General features: G+C 62.1%; 20 protein-coding genes. 17 read left to right on the top strand and 3 right to left on the bottom strand.

Annotation, left to right across the window (positions count from 1 at the left end):
- Window positions 1–42: 42 nt before the first annotated feature.
- Window positions 43–1,332 carry an OprD family porin gene (locus NPS58_RS11255; RefSeq protein ID WP_274115428.1) on the bottom strand — a complete coding sequence of 430 codons (1,290 nt, stop codon included), beginning with the start codon at window positions 1,330–1,332 and terminating at the stop codon, window positions 43–45.
- A 363-nt stretch (window positions 1,333–1,695) separates the two neighbouring features.
- On the opposite strand from NPS58_RS11255, the gene NPS58_RS11250 reads away from it, so the two are divergent.
- The 3 genes from NPS58_RS11250 to NPS58_RS11240 all read left to right on the top strand — a co-directional run bounded on the left by NPS58_RS11250 (window position 1,696) and on the right by NPS58_RS11240 (window position 3,217).
- Window positions 1,696–2,055 carry a histone-like nucleoid-structuring protein, MvaT/MvaU family gene (locus NPS58_RS11250; protein WP_274115427.1) on the top strand — a complete coding sequence of 120 codons (360 nt, stop codon included), beginning with the start codon at window positions 1,696–1,698 and terminating at the stop codon, window positions 2,053–2,055.
- Between the two features lie 214 nt (window positions 2,056–2,269).
- Entirely contained in the window at window positions 2,270–2,791 is a 522-nt protein-coding gene (gloA, locus tag NPS58_RS11245; RefSeq protein WP_274115426.1) for a lactoylglutathione lyase, read from the top strand.
- A 177-nt stretch (window positions 2,792–2,968) separates the two neighbouring features.
- Complete coding sequence (locus NPS58_RS11240; RefSeq protein WP_274115425.1) at window positions 2,969–3,217, top strand: hypothetical protein; 249 nt, start codon at window positions 2,969–2,971, stop codon at window positions 3,215–3,217.
- A gap of 25 nt (window positions 3,218–3,242) precedes the next feature.
- On the opposite strand, the gene NPS58_RS11235 is transcribed toward NPS58_RS11240, so the two are convergent.
- Window positions 3,243–3,458 (bottom strand): DUF3079 domain-containing protein, encoded by a 216-nt coding sequence (locus NPS58_RS11235; RefSeq protein ID WP_274116524.1) that lies wholly within the window; start codon window positions 3,456–3,458, stop codon window positions 3,243–3,245.
- A 600-nt stretch (window positions 3,459–4,058) separates the two neighbouring features.
- Here NPS58_RS11235 and NPS58_RS11230 point away from each other — a divergent pair.
- The 14 genes from NPS58_RS11230 (at window position 4,059) to NPS58_RS11165 (ending at window position 17,968) form a co-directional block, all read left to right on the top strand.
- Window positions 4,059–5,081, top strand: coding sequence for a hypothetical protein (locus NPS58_RS11230; protein ID WP_425313060.1), 1,023 nt, complete (start codon window positions 4,059–4,061; stop codon window positions 5,079–5,081).
- 118 nt (window positions 5,082–5,199) lie between these two features.
- Complete coding sequence (locus tag NPS58_RS11225) at window positions 5,200–5,439, top strand: AlpA family transcriptional regulator (protein WP_003296444.1); 240 nt, start codon at window positions 5,200–5,202, stop codon at window positions 5,437–5,439.
- 10 nt (window positions 5,440–5,449) lie between these two features.
- Complete coding sequence (locus NPS58_RS11220; protein WP_015879460.1) at window positions 5,450–6,313, top strand: ParA family protein; 864 nt, start codon at window positions 5,450–5,452, stop codon at window positions 6,311–6,313.
- Entirely contained in the window at window positions 6,297–6,557 is a 261-nt protein-coding gene (locus tag NPS58_RS11215) for a type II toxin-antitoxin system HicA family toxin (protein WP_003296446.1), read from the top strand. Before NPS58_RS11220 ends, NPS58_RS11215 begins: the two co-directional genes overlap by 17 nt.
- Window positions 6,550–8,286 carry a ParB family protein gene (locus NPS58_RS11210; protein WP_015879461.1) on the top strand — a complete coding sequence of 579 codons (1,737 nt, stop codon included), beginning with the start codon at window positions 6,550–6,552 and terminating at the stop codon, window positions 8,284–8,286. The genes NPS58_RS11215 and NPS58_RS11210 overlap by 8 nt, the downstream gene beginning before the upstream one ends.
- Window positions 8,287–8,297: 11 nt before the next feature.
- Window positions 8,298–8,858, top strand: a complete 561-nt coding sequence (locus tag NPS58_RS11205) for a DUF2857 domain-containing protein (RefSeq protein WP_015879462.1) — start codon at window positions 8,298–8,300, stop codon at window positions 8,856–8,858.
- On the top strand, window positions 8,858–10,063 hold the full coding sequence (locus NPS58_RS11200; protein WP_015879463.1) for an STY4528 family pathogenicity island replication protein: 1,206 nt from the start codon (window positions 8,858–8,860) through the stop codon (window positions 10,061–10,063). Before NPS58_RS11205 ends, NPS58_RS11200 begins: the two co-directional genes overlap by 1 nt.
- Window positions 10,064–10,421: 358 nt before the next feature.
- On the top strand, window positions 10,422–11,210 hold the full coding sequence (locus NPS58_RS11195; RefSeq protein ID WP_274115424.1) for a PFL_4669 family integrating conjugative element protein: 789 nt from the start codon (window positions 10,422–10,424) through the stop codon (window positions 11,208–11,210).
- On the top strand, window positions 11,207–11,737 hold the full coding sequence (locus NPS58_RS11190; protein WP_015879464.1) for a DUF3158 family protein: 531 nt from the start codon (window positions 11,207–11,209) through the stop codon (window positions 11,735–11,737). The genes NPS58_RS11195 and NPS58_RS11190 overlap by 4 nt, the downstream gene beginning before the upstream one ends.
- A gap of 73 nt (window positions 11,738–11,810) precedes the next feature.
- Window positions 11,811–12,212 carry a single-stranded DNA-binding protein gene (locus NPS58_RS11185; protein WP_015879465.1) on the top strand — a complete coding sequence of 134 codons (402 nt, stop codon included), beginning with the start codon at window positions 11,811–11,813 and terminating at the stop codon, window positions 12,210–12,212.
- A 274-nt stretch (window positions 12,213–12,486) separates the two neighbouring features.
- Window positions 12,487–14,496 carry a DNA topoisomerase III gene (locus tag NPS58_RS11180; protein WP_015879466.1) on the top strand — a complete coding sequence of 670 codons (2,010 nt, stop codon included), beginning with the start codon at window positions 12,487–12,489 and terminating at the stop codon, window positions 14,494–14,496.
- Window positions 14,497–14,796: 300 nt separating this feature from the next.
- Complete coding sequence (locus NPS58_RS11175; RefSeq protein WP_274116556.1) at window positions 14,797–15,159, top strand: hypothetical protein; 363 nt, start codon at window positions 14,797–14,799, stop codon at window positions 15,157–15,159.
- A 291-nt stretch (window positions 15,160–15,450) separates the two neighbouring features.
- Window positions 15,451–17,043, top strand: coding sequence for an ATP-binding protein (locus NPS58_RS11170; protein WP_015879468.1), 1,593 nt, complete (start codon window positions 15,451–15,453; stop codon window positions 17,041–17,043).
- Between the two features lie 361 nt (window positions 17,044–17,404).
- Entirely contained in the window at window positions 17,405–17,968 is a 564-nt protein-coding gene (locus NPS58_RS11165) for a hypothetical protein (protein ID WP_015879469.1), read from the top strand.
- Window positions 17,969–18,102: 134 nt separating this feature from the next.
- Here the strand turns inward: NPS58_RS11165 and NPS58_RS11160 are convergent, their stop codons facing one another.
- A complete protein-coding gene (locus tag NPS58_RS11160; RefSeq protein ID WP_222106970.1) occupies window positions 18,103–19,527 on the bottom strand; it encodes an IS1182 family transposase in 1,425 nt (474 codons plus the stop codon).
- Window positions 19,528–19,575: the final 48 nt, after the last annotated feature.

Below are 19,575 nucleotides of genomic sequence, written 5' to 3'. Positions count from 1 at the left end.
CCGACATTGTCGACCGGCCAAACAGCAGTGGCAATGCGCGGTTTACCAGATCGAGAAGTTGTAGCTGACAATCACACGGGTCTCGTCCATGTCACGCGCATACTTTTCGTAGTTGCTGCGAAAGGTCGAGTTACGCAGGCGCACGCTGACATCCTTGAAGGTCCCGCTTTGCACCTGGTACTTGAGTTCGCTGTCGCGCTCCCACTCCTTGCCCTCGTCCAGGCTGCCCGGCACCTTGATATGGTCACCGCTGATATAGCGGGTAAAGAAGCTCAGGCCGGGCACGCCCACAGCCTTGAAGTCATAGTCGTAACGCAGTTGCCAGGAACGCTCCTGGGCGGCGGCAAAGTCGTTGACCTGTGCATAGTTGACCAGGTACGGGTTGCTGCCATCCAGGTACGGCATGGCGTTGTCACCATACATGCGCTGCCAGCCGGCGCTGACCTTGTGACCGCCCAGGCTGTAGCCCAGCATGCCGCTGAAGGCGCGGTGATCGATGTCGCCCGCCCGTGCATTGCCAATATCGTCACTCTTGATCACGCGCAGGTCGGCCGACAGGCTGCCGACGGCCAACGGCTGGCTGGCGACGACTGCGAAGAAATGCTGGCGGTAGATGTTTTCCAACTTGGCGACCTGGTACTGGACGCTGAGTCGTTCATTGAAGCGGTAGTCCAGGCCGGCCAAGTCGAAATGATCGGCCGTGATGTCGCAGGCATAGCGCTTGTTCTTGCAATGCACGCGAATGTCCTGGCGATCGGTGGAATCACGCGCGGTATATTTGTCCAGGCGAGCCACATTGAACTTGAGGTTGTCGATCTCTTCCAAGGTGAGCATCGCGCCCTGGAACATCGTCGGCAGTAAACGGCCGTCGTTGTACTTGAGCAGCGGCATGTCGGGCAACATCGCGCCGTACTTGAGTACGGTTTTCGAATAACGCAGCTTGCCGGTCAACCCCAACTTGGCATATTGATCTACCGAGTGACGCGGATCGCGACCACTGGAGGGCAACAGTCCGCTGTTGCTGTCGGCCGGGCTGGAGTCGAGCTTGACCCCCAGCATTCCCAGGGCATCGACGCCTACGCCCACAGGCCCCTGGGTATAACCGGACTGCACATTGAGGATAAAACCCTGTGCCCATTCTTCGCGCTTCGAAGCGCCTTGGCTGGAACTGACATGGCCATCGCGAAAGTCGCGATTGAAATAGACATTGCGCGCTTCGAGTTTGGCACTGCTGTCTTCAAGAAAACCGGCAGCCTGAGTCGAAGTGGCAGCCAACATCGCGAGCAGGCCAGTGAGGCTGCGCCCGGGCGCGAGAGGGGTTGGGGCAAACATGAGAAGCACAATCCGAAAGAGTGACATAAACAACCGGCAACCATCCGGATGCCGGTAATGCGACCAGCGCCAACGCAGGCCGGGGCTGACCGACAATCATCTCGCAACCGCTCTAGACCGGGCCATTGGACCATCGTCTAAGGCGTATTCCAGGCGAAAGTTTAGTTCGTCTTCGGTAACGCTCGAGCAAATAAGAAAGTTCCATCAAAGCGCAATTAAAAGTTATTGTTTACCCGCTGCTTTGAGACTACTACACTCTTTATTAGTGCGATGTTGTGCCCAACCCGGTGGCGGCTGCGTAACTCAGGTTACTCCACATGTACACGCATGCCGGGCCACTTCAGACATAAAGGAGTGATGACAGTGTCCAGACTTGCAGAGTTTCGTGCTGCCGAAAAAGCGCTTCAAGAACAGATGGCGCAACTGGAGGCGCTGAAAAAGGACGCCGGCCTGAAGCGCGAAATCGAGTTCGAGCGCAAACTTGTCGACCTGATGAAAACCTACGGCAAGAGCCTGCGCGATATCATTTCCATCCTCGACCCCAAAGCCACGGCCAAAGGTCCTGCCAGCGCGCCCAAGACTCGCCGGGCACGGGTGGTGAAAGTGTATGAAAACCCCCATACCGGCGAGCTGATCGAAACCAAGGGCGGCAACCATCGCGGCCTCAAGGCCTGGAAGGAACAGTACGGTGCCAAGACCGTCGACAGCTGGTTGCGCAAGTGAGGATACCCTTCACACTTTTTTCACATCGACTCTATCAGGATGGAGGCTGCTAACGGACTAGCGCCCCATACGCCCGCCTCGGCGGGCTTCTAATTCTTGCGCCTCGCCCTCCCCGGCGGGGCGCAAACCGTTTGCGCTCTCGCATCAGTTCCGTATCATGTCGCCCTGACTGTTTTTCGCTGGCCGTGCTGCCAGCTTATTATGCGGAGTGCCCATGAGCCTGAACCATCTCGACACCCTCCCCGGTGTCACCGCGCAACCGGATGCCGCGACCCACAACTTCGTCTTCAACCACACCATGCTGCGGGTCAAGGACGTTGCCAAGTCCCTGGACTTCTACACCCGCGTGCTGGGCTTCAGCCTGGTTGAAAAACGCGACTTCCCCGAAGCCGAATTCAGCCTGTACTTCCTGGCCCTGGTCGACAAGTCGCAGATTCCCGCCGATGCCGCCAAGCGCACCGAGTGGATGAAATCGATCCCAGGCATTCTCGAACTGACCCACAACCACGGTACCGAGAACGACCCGGGCTTTGCCTACCACAACGGCAACACAGATCCGCGCGGCTTCGGTCATATCTGCATTTGCGTGCCAGACATCCGCGCCGCCTGCGAGCGCTTCGAACAGTTGGGCGTGACCTTCCAGAAACGCCTGAGCGACGGCCGCATGAAGCACCTGGCCTTCATCAAGGACCCGGACGACTATTGGGTCGAGATCATCCAGCCCACCGAGTTCTAAGCGACGCTGCACGAAAAACGGCCGGTTATCCCGGCCGTTTTCGTTTCTCGCTGGCATCGATGACGTTCGTCGCCCACGGCCGCCTGTGCAGCATTGCTGTGGTATACCCGAAAGAGCAGCCCAGCCTGCACCCTGAGCGAGGATACATTCGATACCATTGCAAGCGAGGTCAGGACGATGAAAACCCTTCAATGCGTGCATCGCAACCACACCATCACCGCCAGTGTCGAAACCCACGACGGCATTCCTACCCCCTTTGCCGCCGGATGCCTGATTACCGATCCCGACGGCCACACCAGCCGGCGCCTGTCGCTGCCCGTGAAGATGGCCTTCCTGGCCGATCTCGAGAATGCCCAGCATGCCTCACTGGCTCATGGCAAATGGCTGGTCGATCAACAACTGGACAAGCGCCAGCAGCTGTTCTGACGGGACGCTTGCCTGGCCGCTCGAACTAACCGGGGCGGCCCTTCGCTGCAGCATCATGGATGATTGGCGGCTCGAATCCCCAATCGCCATGCAGGTACCAGTCGTCACCGAGCATTTCAGCGGGGTGCATGGTCCGGTCGGCGCCATTGCCACAGGCCAGGGCGCTGGCCGCACAATAGCGATCGCAGCCCCAGCAGATGCGCTCGGGGTGTTTGGGATTGACTGGAAAGGGCTTGGTCATGATCATCGGCCGATCGTTGGACACGCCCAACTTACCGCTTCGCCGGCAACGCTTCTTGACGCAGGTCAGCCAGGGTCGCTGTCGCCCGGCTCGCCGCTGGACTACCCTGGTTGATCCGGAACAAAAAAAGGACCCTGAGGTCCTTTTTTTTGCGCTACGGACTTGAATAAGCCTGTAGCGCCAGATTTGGAGCGGGAAACGGGACTAGCACTGACGCGCTAAGCGTATGTTTTCCAACTCTTTTCTTCGCTGAGGGCTTCAACGAAGGCCTCAATTTTAGCCTCGTTTTCGAGCGTCGTCAACGAAGACCGTCCACCAATTTCCACTCGCCGCCAACACCATCCACTCACCTGCGTGCTACCCCGTGCCAAGGCAGTCCGCTGCATCGCGTACGTGTGCGCGAACTGAGTGCGCATCTCTCAGCCTTGCACAGCTGATCATGCGCAAGGCGGAGCGAGGCAGTCAGTTGTTATGTCGATCTATCAGGATGCCGTGGAAGTCTCACCGGCATCGTCTCCCCCTTGGCTAGTGCCAATCAAACTGCATAGATGCAGCGCCGAGGCAAGTCGGTTAGACCCCTTATAGAACACGCGATACGAAATGAGTCTTGATGAAAAAATCAAGGCCGACGACGCTGACAAGCGTGTACAAGCGCAACCAGGTGCGGTCACTAATCGCTCGATAGTCGAAGCATCGCGATTTTCACATATCGAGCGGGCAATGGCCACTGGCCTTGAGCATGTGGACCCAACATGCTTCGGCATACCCCGCCAACGTGCGCCCAAGAAGCCAAACAACAAACGCCGTGACCATACGTCGATCGGCAGCAGAGGAGTCGGTGATGTAGCGCTCCCGCAAGGAGATGGAGACATGCATGAAGAGCTGCCAGCTTCAAAGGTGTTCTATCGTCCGATTGAGGCCGCCATACGCTGGGCAGGATTATGGCGTTACTCGCAAGAAATCCTGTCCTCCATCTCGTCGCCTAGAAATCTGCCGAGAACGCTCAATTGCCCCCGATGGGATGAACTGCGGCTCTGCACGGAACGCATCTACGATGCCATCGTCAACGGTGAGCTTCCCTATGGTCGAAACGGCATCACGTTGAACGATGAATCCCTGCTTGATTCCCATGAGTTGACCGTGCGCCACCTCGATCTCAAACACTGGATGCAAACCCACTACCCAGGGCATCGACCTGCTTTTCTTTTCAGTCGCATCGAGCGCATCGCGCACCCCGTCATCACGCTGGAAGCCGGACAGGCCATGTTGGTGGAACGCCAAGCCATGAAGGCGGAGCTTGAGCTTTGTCGTCGCGAACTGCGGAACCTCAAGGAGCGTCACGAAGAACTGCTCAAGCAATCTGGGGCAATCCCAGCCTGCGGCCAGTGTTCTCTCAGTGATCGTGCGGAGGCCACCTACCTGCACATCATTGGCAGCATGTTGGAGCTGATGCTGAGCAGATCTCCTTCGGGCAAGCCGTACTCTTGCTTCAGCACCCAGGAGGCCATCGTCAGTGCGTTGATCGCTCATCGTGGCGGCATCATGGGCATCACCGAGCGCACGCTGAACGGCAAGTTCGCCAGCGCACGGAGGAAGCTGGGCAGCGCTAGCGTAGTTGCTTGAGGTTTTCCAGCTTGTATCTGCAGTCTGGGAAATTGCATTTGCAATGTACTTCGGAAGCCATGTCTATTGAATAGAGGTCACCCCAACAAACGCCACTGAGCGTTAAGGAGTGACCACTATGTCGCAGCCCACTGCACTGCTGCCCGGCGAGCGCCGCATCCTGCGGCTGGACGAAGTCGAGGCCAAATCCGGATTCAAACGCGCGCATATCTACTCGCTCATGAAAAAGGGTGAGTTTCCCCAATCGCTACGCCTCGGCGTTCGCGCTGTCGGATGGGATTCCACCGAGATCGATCTGTGGATAACCGAACGTCTCAAGAACCGCGCGCAGCAGCCAGCTCTCCCGAGCGATGTCTGAGGAGAGCCCTATGCAGGTCGTATCCATCATTTCGACCAAAGGCGGCGTGGGCAAGACCACCGTCGCGGCCAACCTCGGCGCATTCATCGCCGACGCAGGTCTGCGCGTGCTGCTGCTCGACCTGGACATGCAGCCAACCCTGTCGTCCTACTACGAGCTGAAGCATCGCGCACCGGGCGGCATCTACGAGCTTCTGGCCTTCAACGAACGCGACCTGGCGAACCTGGTGTCGCGCACCGTCATCGACAACCTGGATCTGGTGCTGTCCAACGACGAGCACCGGCAGCTCAATACCTTGCTGCTGCACGCCCCAGATGGACGCCTGCGGTTGCGCAACCTGATGCCAAACTTCCAGCCGCACTACGATCTGGTGGTCATAGACACCCAGGGCGCGCGCAGCGTATTGCTGGAAATGGCACTGCTGGCGTCCCAGCAGGCCGTGTCGCCCGTCACACCGGAAATCCTGGCTGCACGCGAACTGCGGCGTGGAACCCTGCAATTGGTCGAGGACATCACGCCGTACCGAAAGCTGGGCATTGAACCGCCCGCACTGCAGTTGCTGATAAACCGCGTCCCCGCCGTCTCGTCCAACGCGCGCCTGATCCAGCAGACGCTACGCCTGATCTTCCAGGAGCAGGCCAGCATCCAGGTACTGGCCACTGAAATTCCTGCGATCGAAGCGTTTCCGCGCGCAGCCACCCGAGGCTTGCCTGTGCATCGCGTCGAGCATCGACGGCCTTCGGGCCGGCAGGCATTGGCCGCGTTGGAGATCGTGTGCGGCCTGGCGAATGAGCTATGCCCTCAGTGGCAGGAACGGTTCGCAGCGGTCACCGGCAAGGCCGGAGGGAGGTGCGCCCATGTCGAACGCCCATGAGCTGGCCCGCGGCCACAAGCGGTTGCTGCCGCTGATCGAGTATGCCCTGAGCGAAGGATGGGAGGTCGTTCGCACCCCAGGCGGACATCTCAAGTTCACCAGGCCGGGACTGCCACCGATCTTCACCAGCGCCACCGCCAGCGACCACCGAGCGGGGCTCAACGCCCGCGCCATGCTGCGGCGAGCCCAGCGTGGGCTCGAACCCTCGGAGCTTCCTACGCAGGAAGGAGATGGCCATGCCTGACATCTCCCCCCAGGACGTTGCAAACAAGCTCCTGAGCGATGGCTTCACGCGCAGCGGCCCCGTCGCGAACAGCTTGAGCGATCCGATTGAGGATACGCCGATGGTCGTGACGCTCGATGAGTTGCGACCGTATGAGCTTGATCCGCGCCTCACCCGCAACCCGCTTTACGACGACATCAAGGCGTCGATTCGCGAACGCGGACTCGACGCTCCCCCGCCCATCACCCGGCGTCCGGGCGCGGATCACTACATCATCCGCAACGGCGGCAATACCCGTCTCGCGATCTTGCGCGAACTGTGGAGCGAGATGCGGGACGAGCGCTTCTTCCGCATCGCGTGCCAGTTCCGGCCGTGGCCGGAGCGTGGAGAAATCATTGCCCTGACGGGCCATCTCGCGGAAAACGAACTGCACGGCGGCCTGTCGTTCATCGAGCGCGCATTGGGCGTGCAGAAAGCCCGGGAACTGTATGAACAGGAAACCGGCAAACCCTTGTCCCAATCCGAGCTGGCACGCCGCCTCAAGGCGGACGGCTATCCCGTGCCGCAACCCCACATCAGCCGGATGCAAGAGGCCATCCAGTATCTGCTGCCCGCCATCCCGACCGTGCTTTACGCCGGCCTGGGGCGGCACCAGGTCGAGCAACTGACCAGCCTGCGGCGCGCCGCCGACAGAGTCTGGTCGGCCCGCAATCGCCAGGCCCACTCCCACCTCGATTTCCCCACGTTGTTCCAGGACGTGTTGGCACTGTTCGACAGTGCTGCGGGCGGCTTCAGCGTTCAGCGCGTCCAGGACGAACTGGTCGGCCAGATGGCCGATCTGCTCGACATGGAATACGACACGCTGCTCTTCGAGATCACCGACTCGGATCGACGCTGGCAGGTCCTCAGCAGCGAGCCTGCTGGCGAACCCGAATCACCTCCCGCGCCAGCACCATCCCTGTCGTCACCATCGACAGCGTCGACCGGGCAGCCATCTTCGCCCCCGCCACCGGAGCAGGCATCGACGACGCCTTCGGCACCGGCTGTCGCGCCACCCGCCAACGATACGCCATCGGCCGCTGCTGCTCCCCAAGCCCCGACTGCACCGGGTACGCAGGAATCCGGCGACTTGCAGCGCGCCACCCTGTTGCAGGAGCACATCGTATCGCCAGCCGACACAACCGAGCGGCTGCAATCCATCCAGCGCCTGGTCGCGGATCACACCGGCGAGACGTTGCCGGATTTCGAGCGCAACGTCCTGCAGTCGATCCCGATTCAGGCAGGAAGTCTCTATCCGATTACCGACGTCTGGTACATCGAACCCGCGCTGGACGACCCCGATCGCCTGCGCACGCATATCGCGCAGTTCGCCCGCGAGATTGCCGGCGAAGCCGCTCTGCAAGACTTGGTCGAGGCGTGCCAGGAAGGCATCGGTTTTCGATGCCGGCAGCCCGAGGCCGAGCCAACCGATCGGTACGCCCAGGCGACGCTGGCACTGCTGCATGCCCTGAGCACGCCTTACCTGGCGGCCGATCAGCCAGCCACGAGCATCGATCTATCGATTCTGACCGCGATGCTGGGAGCGCTGCTGCAAGGCGCCCCCGCCATTACCGGAGCCCAGCAAGGCTTGCCACACAGGCTCAGCGACAACGCCCTGGTGAAACTGTTCCGCCTGCTGCGGCTTGCCCGTCGCTTGAGGGACATCGAGCCCGGTATCGCCGATGGCGACCATGCCATCACCGGATCATGAGAGGCGTAGCCATGTCCGGACCTCACCCACTTAACCAGGCAGTGATCGCCCAGGCACTTCATGATCTACGCAACGGCCAGTTGCGCCGGGCCAAGTCGATGGGGTTCGACGACAAGGATCTAGATGCCCTCAAGCATCCCGCGATGGCCAGCGTGCTGGCCAACGCCAACGTGTCGTGGTGCTCGGTAGTCGTCAACCGCGATGTGCTGCGTCGTCTGCTGCACCAGGTAGAAGACGTCACCGAGGAGGTGGTGAAGATCGATCGGCTACTGCGCCTGGGCGCCAGCACGGAGCTGATCAGCAAATTCTTCGGCCTGACCCACCAGGAGATCGCCTTGCGTCGCAGTGTCATCGGCCTGCCGAAACGCAAGGGGCGGCATCCGGTATTGACCGAGGAACAGGACACCGACCTGTGGAAGCGCTGGTCCTCGACAGTGAAGGAGCAGGAAGTCGACAGCAACGACGACATGGGAATGCTGGGCGTCGCGGCGGATCTCGCCGAGGCCACTGGGCTGCCTCTGTCCGTGATCTGGAATGCCTTGCGCGGATGGATCGATGAAGGGCTGATCTGATGACGGATGGGCCACATCCTACGCGCGGCCCCGTCCGGCTGGGCGAGCTGTTCGAGCAGGCGCTCGGCCAACTGGCACCTCAACAGCCGCCACCGGCCCCATCTGCAGTCTCACCACCGACCGATGGCTTTCTCTATAGTGGCAATCGACACGACAGCGTGCCGCGTGCATTGCTGCTGGACCGACGCCTGACACCGCTCGAACGCAACGGCTGGCAGGTGTTCCGCCTGATGCTGGCGGACGACGGCATCACCGCCATGCCCACCTACGACCAGCTTGCGCCTTGGCTGGCCTCCATGCCTTGTGCCGAGAGGGCATCGCACGAGACGGTGGCCCGAGCGCTGACCGTGCTGCGACTGACGCGCTGGATCAGCCTGGTGCGGCGCCGGCGCGATCCCAGAAGCGGGCGCATTCAGGGCAACCTCTACGTCCTGCACGACGAACCGCTCACCCCTTACGAAGCCATCCAGCTCGATGCCGATTATCTGGAGTTGGTCAGCCAGGCACTGACGCATGCCAGCAAATCCGTCCAGCGCGTGGGGGCGACTACCCTGCAGGAGTTGACGCAAGACCCCATGCTCAGCGGCCGAGTGCTGCCGAGTCGCCTGGAGATTCTGTCACAGCGGCTGTCAGCGCAGGGCTGGAACGGCACATCGAGTTATCCACAGGCCGGCGGCGAACACGATTCCGAAGACGGCTCCGACGACCGTCTTCGGAATCTGGCGAACCTCTCTTCGGATTCCGAAGCAGGCCGGAAAACCCCGGAAAACGGCGCACTTCGGAATCCGAAGTCGGACCGTACAGTACGTATAAAAGAAAGTATTAAAGAAGTACGTACAGTACCGCGCGCGCAAGAAGAACGTCAGCAACTGCAGTTGCCCAGGCGCTTCCTGGCGCTGAAGGCGGAGCAGCAGGACGGCGCGCTGGCCGCGATGCAGTCAGTGGATCACGATCTGCGGCAAGCCCTGCTGGACGAATGGGAGGCACGCTGCGCCTCCACGACGATCCGCAATCCCACCGGCTACCTGTTCGGCATCATTCAGAAGGCCTTGCGGGGAGAATTTCGCACCTGGGCTGCACAGAAGGCGCCTGCGGCGCCAGTCAACAGGACACCAGAGCCAAGTCCACCGCCTGCTGTACCTGCTGATGCGGAGGTCGCGAAAGCTCATCTGGCACGCCTGCAGGAACTGTTGCGCTCGACCTGACACGCCCGCGAGCCGGCACGGCGTCGAGAGTCATCAGCCCGGAAGCTGCTCTGCAATGTCCAAGGTGTTCCACCGTCGCCTATACCCCGGGTATAGCGGAACACACCGCCTTCCGCCCGCAGCGGCCCTGATCCACACCGTGCTCCCCCGGCAGCATCCACTGAGCGCCATGGACGCCTATACCCCGGGTATAGCGCAACACGCAGCCTTCCGGTGCGGCATCGCAACGGTGCTTCCGAACGATGCGCGCGGCTGGCCGCTCCGACAAATCAGGCAAGCGGCGGGTTCGGTTTGATGACTGACGGCCTTCCGGCCAACCCGGATGCTGACGACTCATTCATCACCGAGAGTCGTCACCATGGCCCAAGAGAACAATGCCACCGAATCCCTTCAGTTGAACCTGGGATCGCTGCGCAGCGCGATGTCCCTGACCCTGCACACCCACCATGCGTCCCGCATCTGGCATGGCCGCGCCCCGGCCGAAGGCAGGCCCGGCATCATCGGCCTCAACGGCTTTGTCTCCATCATGAACAAGCTCAAGCGCGGTGCCGAACAGGACGACCCCTATTCGGACTGGTGGATGCTGCGCATCGAGGACAAGCTATCCACCACCAAGGAACAGCTCCAGACCCTGCGTCAGCAAGTAGACCAGGCACTGGCCGGCGTGCCGCCTGCGTTGAGCCTGGGCGAGAACCTCAACGTCCAGCCGGTCAAGCTGCCGCTGTTCGTGTCCTCGCAGTTGGGCTTCATGGCGGTGTATCTGCTGGCGGACTACGACGATCTTGCCCGACGTCTGATCCTGGCCCACCACACCGCGCTGATCGATCGCTCGACACTCGAACGCTGGCTCAACGACGGCGCGCACTCATTGCGCAGCCTGTTCTCGCTGGCGCAGCAGTACCGGTATTCCGGCACCACGCGCGACGACTTCGCGGCGAAGAATGCCGCAGCACGGGCGGCGCTGGAAAAGTACGGTGAATTGCCCCAGGACGTGCTCGAAGCTACCCGGCGCAGCCGCTTCGCGCCGCCGATCGCACGCCGTGGCCTGCAGCAGCGCACCGCCCCCGAAACCGAACCAGCCAGCGAGCCGGATGCTGCGGCAGACCCCGCCGAAGCAGCCTCATCCGACGAGGGTGAGTCAGCATGACAGTACGCGAACCGAACCAACGCCGGCACTTCCAGCCCCTGGAACAGGCGGACTTCATCCAGTTGGAACAGGCGGGCTATCTAAAAGGCCTTTTAAGGGCTTTTAAGGGTAAAGGGGATCTCGAAGACTGGGTCAACCGGTGTCACGCGCTCAGGGATGAGTTGATTGACCTGGCGCAGCGGCGCGTGCTGGCGCAGGCGCGAGGCTATCCCTTCCGTCTGCTGTCCATTGAACTGGCCCAGCAGCGTACCGGCGCAGGCACGACCTTTCTGCGCTGGCGCAAGCACGACCGCTCGGCGATGGGCGTCGCCCTCTGGCAGGAGGTCATGGCCTCCACGGCCACGCCGGTGAATCTGCTGGAGGATCTGCTCGCGCTGGAACAGCAGCGCATCGCGCTGAACATGCAGATCAGTCTGCTGCATACCCTCGGCCGGCAGGCCCAGGACTGCGCCGGCAAGATGGCCCAGGCCGAGGACGCTTATCTGCGCCGGCTCAAATCCATTCCCGCCGCAATGCACGATCGGTGATTGCGCCAGGCATCCCAGCACGCGCCCGGGGCCGACTTGGCACGGGCATTTCAACCACCACGGAGATCACAACATGAGCACGCATTTTTCTGGAGAAGGCAACATCGGCTCGCCGCCCGAGTACCGCGAGTTCCCGAATGGCAACGACGAACCCAGTCGCCTGCTGCGCCTGAACGTCTATTTCGACAACCCGGTGCCCAAGAAGGACGGCACCTTCGAGGACCGTGGTGGCTTCTGGGCGCCGGTCGAAATCTGGCACCGCGATGCCGAGCACTGGAAGGATCTGTACCAGAAAGGCATGCGCGTTCTGGTCATCGGCCGCATGGAGCGCGAACCCTGGGAGGACAAGGATGAGAAGCCGCGCGAGACCTGGCAGATCAATGCGCGCAGCGTCGGCATCCTGCCGTACCGGATCGAGTCGGTCACGCTCAGCCCGAAGCCGGCATCAGCGGAGCAGCCGCCACCGTCGGAGTAGGCGCATCTCCAGGGGCGAGCCTACCGAGGCTCGCTCCGTCTTCCTGTCTTCGGGAAGCGAGGTTCCACCAACATCCACCGCGTTTTCGCGCGCCCAGCGCAAGAAGCTCCAGTACACATCAACACTTCGCACGCCCAACGCCCCCGGTCGGATATGCCGCCGTTTCCGTGATCAAAGCGGGTGCCTGCACATTCCTCTTGTTTGCGGTGAGGTTCGCAACATCCAGACATGCTGCTGCCCAGATACATCGGCAATGTGATTTGGATGGACAGGCATGCGGCTATTTCTCTGCGAAAAACCTTCGCAAGGCAAGGACATCGGGCGCCTGTTGGGCGCAAGGCAGCGCGGCAATGGTTGCCTCAACGGCCCCGGCGTCGTCGTGACGTGGTGCATTGGCCACCTTGTCGAAGCCGCGCCGCCGGAAGCCTATGACGAACAGCTCAAGCGCTGGACGATCGAGCAACTTCCCATTATTCCCCAGCACTGGCGGGTTGAGGTCAAACCCAAGACCGCAGCGCAATTCAAGGTCGTCAAAGACCTTCTGAGCAAGGCGACCGAACTGGTCATCGCCACCGACGCCGATCGCGAAGGCGAACTGATTGCGCGCGAGATCATCGATCTCTGTGGCTATCGCGGCCCCATTCAACGGCTGTGGTTGTCAGCACTGAACGACGCCTCGATCCATGCCGCGCTCGGCAAGCTGAAGCCTTCGGGCGACACGCTGCCCATGTATCACTCGGCGCTGGCGCGCTCCAGAGCGGACTGGCTGGTGGGGATGAACCTGAGCCGCCTGTTCACCCTCCTGGGGCGCCGGGCCGGCTATGACGGCGTGCTGTCGGTCGGACGCGTGCAGACCCCCACGCTCAGACTGGTGGTCGATCGCGATCGTGAAATCGCGGCCTTCGTCTCCGTCCCGTTCTGGTCCATCGAAGTGGCGCTGTCCTGCACAGGCCAGACATTCACCGCGCAGTGGCTGCCGCCATCGGCCAGTACCGACGATGCAGGCCGTTGCCTGCAGGAGCCTGTTGCGCAGCAGGCGGTGCAGCGCATCCGCGCCGCTGGCGCTGCTCAGATGGTATCGGTCGAGACCGAACGCATGCGCGAAGGCGCGCCATTGCCGTTTGATCTCGGCACCTTGCAGGAAGTGTGTTCCAAGCAGTTCGGCCTCGATGTCCAGGAGACGCTAGAGATCGCCCAATCCCTGTACGAGACGCACAAGGCCACCACCTATCCACGTAGCGACTCCGGCTATCTTCCCGAAAGCATGCATGCCGAAGCGCCCACGGTGCTCGACAGTCTGCTCAAGACCGATCCGAGCCTGCGCCCGATCATCGACCAGCTCGACCGCACCCAGCACTCGCGCGCCTGGAACGACGCCAAGGTATCGGCCCACCACGGCATCATCCCCACGCTCGAACCCGCCAACCTGTCGGCGATGAGCGAGAAGGAACTGGCCGCCTACCGCCTGATCCGCGCCCACTACCTGGCGCAATTTCTTCCGCCGCACGAGTTCGACCGCACGACAGCAAGGTTCTCTTGCGGCGACCAGACATTGCAGGCCGTGGGCAAGCACGTAGTCGTGCCGGGTTGGCGCCTGGTACTGGCCGAGCCGCAACCCGACGATGCCGGCGATGACGCCGCACCCCGCAGCCAGGTGCTGCCAGCGCTACACCAAGGGCTGGCGTGCCAGGTGGCTGGGGTCGATCTGAAGGCGCTCAAGACGCTCCCGCCGCGCCCGTACACCCAAGGTGAGTTGGTCAAGGCGATGAAAAGCGTCGCCAAACTGGTGTCAGACCCACGCCTGAAACAGAAGCTGAAAGATTCCGTGGGCATCGGCACCGAAGCGACCCGCGCCAATATCATCGGCGGCCTGCTGAACCGTGGCTACCTGATCAAGAAAGGACGGGCCATCCGCGCCTCGGATGCCGCCTTCACGCTCATCGACACCGTGCCCGCCGCGATCGCCGATCCCGGCACAACCGCGGTGTGGGAACAGGCGCTCGACATGATCGAAACCGGACAGCTCGCGCTCGATACCTTCATCGACAAGCAGGCGGCCTGGGTCACGCAGTTGATTGCGCAGTACCGTGGCACCTCGCTGTCCATCAAGATTCCCGAGGGGCCAGCATGCCCGCAGTGTGGCGGTGCCACGCGCCAGCGCAGCGGCAAGAGCGGTCCATTCTGGTCCTGCGCGAAATACCCCGACTGCAAGGGAACGCTGCCCATCGAATCGGGCAAGCGTGCCGCGCCGCGCAAGCGCCGCGGTGGCCCGAAGGCCTCCTGAAAGACAGAGAACCCGTCGTCGCGTTGACCACCCCCGGCAACGTGACCACCGCCCCGCAGCCCTGCGAGGCTCCCAGCACGCGATACCTTCTGTTGCGGTGTGCGCGCCCCTTGCGAGGGGCGAGAAGGCCTTTTTTCCTCGAATCACGCACCGCGTATTCCCTCGATCAGTAACAGTCCCGCCCGCTGCGAAGGGTCTCCTGATGCCTTGCCTGCCATGGGGGTCGAGGCATCAGGAGACCCTTCAGGGTTGGCGGTATTCGACACCGGCGCCCACCGGTGAAAAGAACGGGCTCCCTTTGTGCGCGGATGTGCGCCAGACGATGCCGGCCCCAACCACGACAAGGGCCGGGTGAATGCTGAGACAGCGAACGGTTCCACCGACGACCGCAACCTGAACCAGTACACGGGTGGTTTCCTCCTCCAAGCCGAAGGCGCCCAGCCTTCGGCGTGTTTTCTCCTGCGCATCCGCCATGACGACCCGGCAATTCCGCCTCGGTCACACGAACAGGAGACACCCGAACGAATCCTCAACCACAAGCCGGCCGCCGATGCGCCGCGCTACAAGGCGATTGGCAATTCGATGGCGGTGCCGTGCATGGCCTGGCTGGGCCGGCGCCTGCTGCAAACCCTGGACAACGCGGGGCGCACGACTGCGCATTGATCAGCGACACCATGCAACGGCAGGCGCCGTTGTCGGGCCTGCATCGCTGATTCGTCAGCCGTTGCCAGCAGCCAAGGTCGTGCAGGCTGCGTCGCGGACCCTCCGCGCCGACCGTCCTTGTCCGCATCGCATCGTGCCGCGGACACGCGCCCATCCCGGGCGTCGATGCTGCTTCTCCCTCGGGCCGACCGGCCCATTCCCCTTCCCACCGGCATCCGCCTGTTCAGTGCCCCGTCGCACCGGGCAGCGCTGTGCCTGTCCGGTGCAAACCATTATCCAAGGAGTCATCTCATGAGAACCCTTCGTCTCAAGACCAACCAGCACAGCCTCATCGCCAATCTGCGCCATGCGTTCAACCATGGCTCGATGCTGGGCGAACTGTTACAGAACGCCCGCCGCGCCCAGGCCAGCGCGATCCACATCACGGTGAGCCAGGACAGCCTGACCATCACCGACGATGGCATCGGCATTACCGACCTGCAGACCTTGATCTTCATCGCCGAATCCGGCTGGGACAAGCGACTCAAGGCGCGCGAGAACGCCTTCGGCCTCGGCGTGCTCTCGGCCTTGTACTTTGCCGATACCCTGACGGTGCATTCGCGCGACAAACTGTTCAGCGCGCGAACCGCCGAGATCATTGCCGGCGAGCCGATCGAGGAAGACATCGCAGGCTTCCATCTGGAGGGCACCGCCATCCACCTCGAAGGCGTCAAGCCGGTGCAGGCCGGGCAGGATCTGCCCACCTGGGTGGAGCACGAGCTCCAGCGTCTGTGCGAAGCCTTTCCGGTGCCGGTCTGGCTCAACGACGCTGAAGTGCCACGCCCGTTGGCGAAGCCCGATCTGCCCTGGCGCGAGACGTCCATGGGCAAGGTCTTGATCAATCTGTCCGGTACGCGCACGCAGTGGCGCTGCTTTCTTCAGGGCTTGCCCATCGGCGGACGACCTATCGACAGGCTGCCCACGAGCCAGGAACGCCAGGTCGTCCTGCTGCCTGACAACACGCTGGCGAAGCTCCCGGATCGGCAGCACCTGCTGAACGAGACGGAAGATCATCCACGTATCCAGGCTGCGGTCGATCAGGCCTACCGCGAGGCACTGATCGAGAAGAAGCAGGCGCTTGCCGCCAGCGACTTCGTCACGCACTACGCGCATGTCTGCCTCAACTCGTCGAACGCCGATCTGCTCAACGACGTGCCCTTCGTTCCTCTGTCCTGGTTCCGGGACTGGGACGAAGAGCCGGCCGGCTATCGTCAATACTGGCGGCGTTATCTGGGCGGAAATGGCGTGATCGCCCAACAGGCCCTGGAAGTGCTTGGTGTCTGGCAGATCGAGCCCGACGACGAAACCGCGCCGACCGCCGAGATCTACCTGGAAGCGGCCAAAGCGTATGTACTCGACGAGCCCGGTCTGGATGACGGCCACTGGCTCAAGCGTCTGATCAAGGTCGTCAGCCCTGAGCAGGTGCGCATCAGAACCGGCACCACCTTGCATCGAGAGGTCAATCCCGGACTTGCCGACTACGAGGTGGAGCTGGAATTGGTCGATACCCTGCATGTCGGGCTGGAGGGCCATCTCGGGACGGTGGAGTACGCAGTGGAGGCCGTGCGCAAGGGATACACGCTCTACCTGACCCCCTCGGCGGGGGCCAGAACCGGGCTGGTCTGCGACTATGTGTTCGACGATCGCTACGGTGAGGATCGTGAAGACGAGGACGCACTCCTGATCGAAACCTTCATCGCCGTAGGCTGCTCGTCATCAGCCGATCGCGTGGTCCAGGCGCTGCTGCCGTACGCGCTGCGCCATGGCGTGCAACCCAAGCTGGCCGGCGCCACCGTGCGCCTGGTCTTCGATGACACCGGCAAATTGCAGGCGGTCACTGCCTGATCGGTGCCATCTCTCCACGCCCCCGATTTCGGGGGCGTTTTTTCTTCTTGTGGGCCGACGAAAAACCGGTTCTCGCTACCGGGTGCGGGCGAATCCGGCTGTGCTGATTTCCCGTTTCCGGATGACGCGGACAGTACCAGAACCGATGCTGGCATCCGCTGTTGCCGACATTGTCGGCTTCGCCAGCAGCCAGGGTTTCAGGCTGCCGTGGAGCTTGCTCCATGCCACCCGCCAGTTCGCCGTCGCATCGCTCGGGCGAACGCTGCCCATGCGGGCATCGATGCCTCTTTCTCCAACCTACGGGATGAGCGCTTCGTCCCGCAGGGGCGTGGCGTTTCCCGACTGATCTCAAGGAATGTCCATGGAAACCATCACCACGCAAGACCGCATCACCCTGATACACCTCAAGGTCGCAGATTTCGCCAGCGAAGAGACGCTGTGCTTCACTGCCACCGTGCTGTTCGATGGCGTTGCCATTGCCGATGCCCGCAACGACGGGCACGGCGGTTCCACCTGCATCCGCGCACTCGACGGCCAGGCTGCATGGCTGGCCGAGGCCGAAGCCTTCGCCAGGAGCCTGCCCCCCGACATGCTGGAAGGCGGCATCTCCGGCGAGGACGACGACCCGCTGGTCATCGACATCACGCTCGACTATCTGGTCGATCATCTGGCTGAAGCACAGCATGCCGAACGCAAGCTACGCACCGCCTACACCCGCGACATCGCCAACAAGGTGCTGTTCATCAGGGACGGCAAGCTGCTGTTCCTGAAAGGCATCAAGCTCAAGGCCATCGCCGACCGCGCCGGGTACTTTGCGGCGCTGCGCGCACGGCAGGAAACACCCATCATCATTCTGGCCGAGCTGCCGCCGGATGAGGCTTTCGCCTTGTGGAAGCAGCATGTACTGGGCGGCGAATCGTCCTGATCCCCAAGGCTTCCCGAGCCTCCACAGCCCCGCGATTCAGACTGTGTGAAAACGCACTGATGGCGGGTTAAGCAAACGCCCCGGCTCGTTCGGGGCGTTTGCTTTTGCGCGGACGAAAGGCGAAAACACGCTTTTCAGCCCATCAACGCGATCAGCTGGCCTGCACCGAGTACATTGATCGCTCTTTTGAGGTTGTAGGCTTGTACCGCCAGGGCCATTTCCGTCCTTGCACCCTTCAGCTGGCGAAGCAGGAAGCGGCCATTGCCGAATAACCACTGCTTGAGGTTGCCGAAGGGGTGCTCAACGATCGACCTTCGGCTGACCATCATCTCTGGATGTGCCTGCATCCGCTGTTCCATGCGCTCGAAGGCGGCTTCATGGGCATGCCGTGAGACGTAGCGGCGCTTGGCCTGGGTGCAGCGCGCTTTCAGTGGGCAACTGTTGCAGTCGCTGATCGCTGCCTGGTAGATGCGATCCCCTCGATTCCATTGCTTGAGGCTCAGCAACTTGCCCGCCGGGCACTGGTACTGATCGTTCTCTGCATCGTAAGTGAAGTCGCCTCGCTCGAAGAGGTCGACGTCATCACTGCGATTATTGGTCGCGCGGTTGGGCGGCACATAGGCCGTAATACCCGCCTCCTCACACGCCTGGAACTGCGCACCGTTGGAGTAGCCGGCATCGGCGACCACCTCCAACTTGACCTGTTGCAGCACGGCTTGAGTTGCCTTGGCCATGGGTTCGAGCTGCTGGGTGTCGTTGCCATCCTGAGTGACCTCGTGGTGCAGGATCAGGCAGTGCTCCGCGTCCACAGCGCTTTGCACGTTGTAGGCTACTCGAGGCCCCAGGTGGGTGCGCATCAGCTTGGCGTCCGCCTCGCCGATCACGAACTGTTCCAGCTGCTGCGCCTCCAGCAGCGCCTGACTGGTCAGATTGTCGGCATGCTTGCCCTGCAACCGTTGCAGGGCTGCCTTGACCGCCGAACGATCGATCGCCTCGTCGGCTTCAGCCCGATCCGCAGCCTCCAGCTGCGCCAGGTAGTCGGTGATGTGCTTCTCCAGCCGCTCCTGCTGGCGCTTGAGTTGCTTGAGGCTCAGCTGCTTGCGCGCCGAGGCGACGGCTTGGAACTTGCTGCCGTCGATGGCCACCAACTGGCCGGCGATCAGGCCGACCTGGCGGCAGAACTGCACAAAGGCCCGACAGGTCGCCGCGAATGCTGCACCGTTGTCCTTGCGAAAATCAGCGATGGTCTTGAAGTCCGGAGCCAGGCGTCCCAACAGCCACATCACTTCGACATTGCGCTGGCACTCGGCCTCCAGCCGCCGGGATGAGCGGATGCGCTGGAAGTAGCCATACAGATAGAGCTTGAGCAGATCGGCCGGATCGTAGGACGGTCGCCCGGTTTGCCGGGCCTGCACCTTGCTGAAGCCCAGCACGCGCAAATCCAGGCGCGCCACATAGGCTTCGATCACGCGCACCAAATGATCTTCCGGCACCAGCTCGTCCAGCGACTGTGGAAACAGACTGCCCTGGCTGCGCGCTTCACCTTGGATGTACTGCATAAACAAAAATGCCCGTATCGCGTGATACGGGCATTTTCTAGAACACCG

Source organism: Pseudomonas putida (genome assembly GCF_028682455.1).
GTDB classification, from domain to species: Bacteria; Pseudomonadota; Gammaproteobacteria; order Pseudomonadales; family Pseudomonadaceae; genus Aquipseudomonas; species Aquipseudomonas putida_AA.
The sequence above is the reverse complement of the archived record's forward strand: the minus strand, read 5'-3'. Positions and strand labels throughout refer to the sequence as shown.

Bases quoted from the DNA above. Each gene is read 5' to 3' on its own strand.
- NPS58_RS11230 (WP_425313060.1), top strand. From the start codon at position 4,059: ATGAGTCTTGATGAAAAAATCAAGGCCGACGACGCTGACAAGCGTGTA.
- NPS58_RS11185 (WP_015879465.1), top strand. From the start codon at position 11,811: ATGAGCACGCATTTTTCTGGAGAAGGCAACATCGGCTCGCCGCCCGAG.
- NPS58_RS11160 (WP_222106970.1), bottom strand. From the start codon at position 19,527: ATGCAGTACATCCAAGGTGAAGCGCGCAGCCAGGGCAGTCTGTTTCCA.
- NPS58_RS11220 (WP_015879460.1), top strand. From the start codon at position 5,450: ATGCAGGTCGTATCCATCATTTCGACCAAAGGCGGCGTGGGCAAGACC.
- NPS58_RS11240 (WP_274115425.1), top strand. From the start codon at position 2,969: ATGAAAACCCTTCAATGCGTGCATCGCAACCACACCATCACCGCCAGT.
- NPS58_RS11190 (WP_015879464.1), top strand. From the start codon at position 11,207: ATGACAGTACGCGAACCGAACCAACGCCGGCACTTCCAGCCCCTGGAA.
- gloA (WP_274115426.1), top strand. From the start codon at position 2,270: ATGAGCCTGAACCATCTCGACACCCTCCCCGGTGTCACCGCGCAACCG.
- NPS58_RS11235 (WP_274116524.1), bottom strand. From the start codon at position 3,458: ATGACCAAGCCCTTTCCAGTCAATCCCAAACACCCCGAGCGCATCTGC.
- NPS58_RS11165 (WP_015879469.1), top strand. From the start codon at position 17,405: ATGGAAACCATCACCACGCAAGACCGCATCACCCTGATACACCTCAAG.
- NPS58_RS11225 (WP_003296444.1), top strand. From the start codon at position 5,200: ATGTCGCAGCCCACTGCACTGCTGCCCGGCGAGCGCCGCATCCTGCGG.
- NPS58_RS11200 (WP_015879463.1), top strand. From the start codon at position 8,858: ATGACGGATGGGCCACATCCTACGCGCGGCCCCGTCCGGCTGGGCGAG.
- NPS58_RS11170 (WP_015879468.1), top strand. From the start codon at position 15,451: ATGAGAACCCTTCGTCTCAAGACCAACCAGCACAGCCTCATCGCCAAT.
- NPS58_RS11215 (WP_003296446.1), top strand. From the start codon at position 6,297: ATGTCGAACGCCCATGAGCTGGCCCGCGGCCACAAGCGGTTGCTGCCG.
- NPS58_RS11195 (WP_274115424.1), top strand. From the start codon at position 10,422: ATGGCCCAAGAGAACAATGCCACCGAATCCCTTCAGTTGAACCTGGGA.
- NPS58_RS11205 (WP_015879462.1), top strand. From the start codon at position 8,298: ATGTCCGGACCTCACCCACTTAACCAGGCAGTGATCGCCCAGGCACTT.
- NPS58_RS11255 (WP_274115428.1), bottom strand. From the start codon at position 1,332: ATGTTTGCCCCAACCCCTCTCGCGCCCGGGCGCAGCCTCACTGGCCTG.
- NPS58_RS11180 (WP_015879466.1), top strand. From the start codon at position 12,487: ATGCGGCTATTTCTCTGCGAAAAACCTTCGCAAGGCAAGGACATCGGG.
- NPS58_RS11210 (WP_015879461.1), top strand. From the start codon at position 6,550: ATGCCTGACATCTCCCCCCAGGACGTTGCAAACAAGCTCCTGAGCGAT.